Genomic DNA, 1,970 nt, shown 5'->3' on the forward strand with positions numbered 1-1,970 from the left:
GAGCGAGTTACAATTTGCTTACAGTCCATATTCATATGTTTATGGAAATCCTATAAGATTTAATGATCCAACCGGAATGCTTGGAGAGGAGGATCCACCAAGGAAAGGTTCTACTCCTAATAATCCTATTGAAATTGGTGAGATTAAGTTGACAAAAAATGTCAGTGATTCTAGGCTATCATTTATGGGAATCCAAAGCTTAAGTGCTTATCATGGTTCTCAGGATAGATTAGCTTTTGGTATCAGAAATAGTAAAGCTGCTCTTGCCACAGAAAAATTTGAAAGAAACCTGGCTTTTACTATGGGGACTTTCCTAATGGGTGGAAGTAATCTTGCCGCTTCTGCGGGATGGGCTACTCTTGATGCAGTAGTTGATTACCAAAGTGAAGAAACAAAAAACAAGATTGGTAAGGTTAAATTAGCAGCTATTTTATTAGTTATAGCCCGTAAAGGAAATGGTTTACAAAATTTAGTTGATGATATTGTTGCTATTAATAAAACCACTAATGGTGGCGGAGTTCTTCTTAATGGATCTCCATCATCTGCTATTTCTTCTGCAATGTATTATGAAACGGCAGCAGAACAAAGTGCTTCTATTTTTTAAATCAATATCACATGGACATATGTTCATGGATGGCAATAAACGTACAGCTGTTGCTGTGTTTGAGAAATTAGCAAAAGAGGCAGGTATAGAAACTGTAAGTCGTAAAGATATGCTAAATGTTGCGACTCAAGTTGCGGAGGGTAAAGTAACTGATGTTTCTGAAATTGCAAGATTATTAACAAAATAACTATATATGGATTATATTAAACAGGTACTCAATAAAGATTCTAATTTAGAGGAACTATTAATGTGTTTTGAAGTGATTAAAGACAATAAAGATGTTGTTGTAATTAAGTTTGATGGAGAAAGAGTAAGTAACCCCTATACATTGATGGTTATGTTTTCAAATCAAAGTAGACAGATGTTAAGAATTGATAGTAATAATTTAAAAGAGGGTATGCAAAATATTTTAAAAGAATATATATCAGAGTGAATTTTTTTTCTAAATTATAAAGTAACGAAGCCACCTCAATTGAGGTGGCTTCGTTACTTTATAAAATGCTTTGCAGCTTGGTTTGTTTAAGAAAAGCATCCAGGAGAGCGAAGACGTGTTGTCTATCATTCTCTTTTAGTTTTTGTATATCTAAAATTTTAGCGACAATATTTTTATCCAGTAGAATATCCGTAGACCCTACGAGATAATCCAGAGATACTTCCAGGGCCTCTGCCAGCTGCGTGGCCATCTCAATAGATGGTTTTACTTCCTCGCGCTCATATTTGCTGATAAAGTCTCTAGGTAATTCACACAACTTTTTTATTATAATTGCAGTACTTTTAGTTAAGAAAACCGCTATATTTACCAATACAGGGATCACCTTGGAAATGCGAGGGTAAGCTATACTAAAAAACAGCGTAGGTGCTGCTCAAGTGACGGATACTAATAATTATTATCCGTTTGGTTTAAATCATATTGGACAAGGGAAAGGGTTTTTAGGAAGCTATTTGAACTATAAGTACAACGGCAAGGAGCTACAGGAGACAGGTATGTATGATTATGGGGCAAGGATGTAAATGCCGGATTTGGGTAGATGGGGTGTACATGACCCTTTGAGCGAGTTACAATTTGCTTACAGTCCATATTCATATGTTTATGGAAATCCTATAAGATTTAATGATCCAACCGGAATGCTTGGAGAGGAGGATCCACCAAGGAAAGGTTCTACTCCTAATAATCCTATTGAAATTGGTGAGATTAAGTTGACAAAAAATGTCAGTGATTCTAGGCTATCATTTATGGGAATCCAAAGCTTAAGTGCTTATCATGGTTCTCAGGATAGATTAGCTTTTGGTATCAGAAATAGTAAAGCTGCTCTTGCCACAGAAAAATTTGAAAGAAACCTGGCTTTTACTATGGGGACTTTCCTAA

3 protein-coding genes and 2 pseudogenes are annotated in these 1,970 nt (G+C 35.4%); 4 read left to right on the forward strand and 1 reads right to left on the reverse strand.

What is annotated here, in order from left to right:
- The 3 genes and pseudogenes from HX13_RS22710 to HX13_RS21580 form a co-directional block, all read left to right on the forward strand.
- Positions 1 to 604 (forward strand): annotated as a pseudogene (locus HX13_RS22710) (RHS repeat-associated core domain-containing protein); the annotation flags it as partial.
- Between the two features lie 25 nt (positions 605 to 629).
- Positions 630 to 791 carry a hypothetical protein gene (locus tag HX13_RS22715; RefSeq protein ID WP_157837483.1) on the forward strand — a complete coding sequence of 54 codons (162 nt, stop codon included), beginning with the start codon at positions 630 to 632 and terminating at the stop codon, positions 789 to 791.
- A 6-nt stretch (positions 792 to 797) separates the two neighbouring features.
- The gene (locus tag HX13_RS21580; protein WP_050022746.1) at positions 798 to 1,037 is read left to right on the forward strand and encodes a hypothetical protein; all 240 of its coding nucleotides are present in this window, start codon (positions 798 to 800) and stop codon (positions 1,035 to 1,037) included.
- Positions 1,038 to 1,095: 58 nt separating this feature from the next.
- Here the strand turns inward: HX13_RS21580 and HX13_RS21585 are convergent, their stop codons facing one another.
- Positions 1,096 to 1,353, reverse strand: coding sequence for a helix-turn-helix domain-containing protein (locus HX13_RS21585; protein ID WP_053327114.1), 258 nt, complete (start codon positions 1,351 to 1,353; stop codon positions 1,096 to 1,098).
- 262 nt (positions 1,354 to 1,615) lie between these two features.
- Between HX13_RS21585 and HX13_RS26200 the strand changes: the two are divergent.
- Positions 1,616 to 1,970, forward strand: a pseudogene (locus tag HX13_RS26200) (hypothetical protein); the annotation flags it as partial.

The organism is Chryseobacterium sp. P1-3 (assembly GCF_000738495.1).
Lineage (GTDB): Bacteria > Bacteroidota > Bacteroidia > Flavobacteriales > Weeksellaceae > Chryseobacterium > Chryseobacterium gallinarum.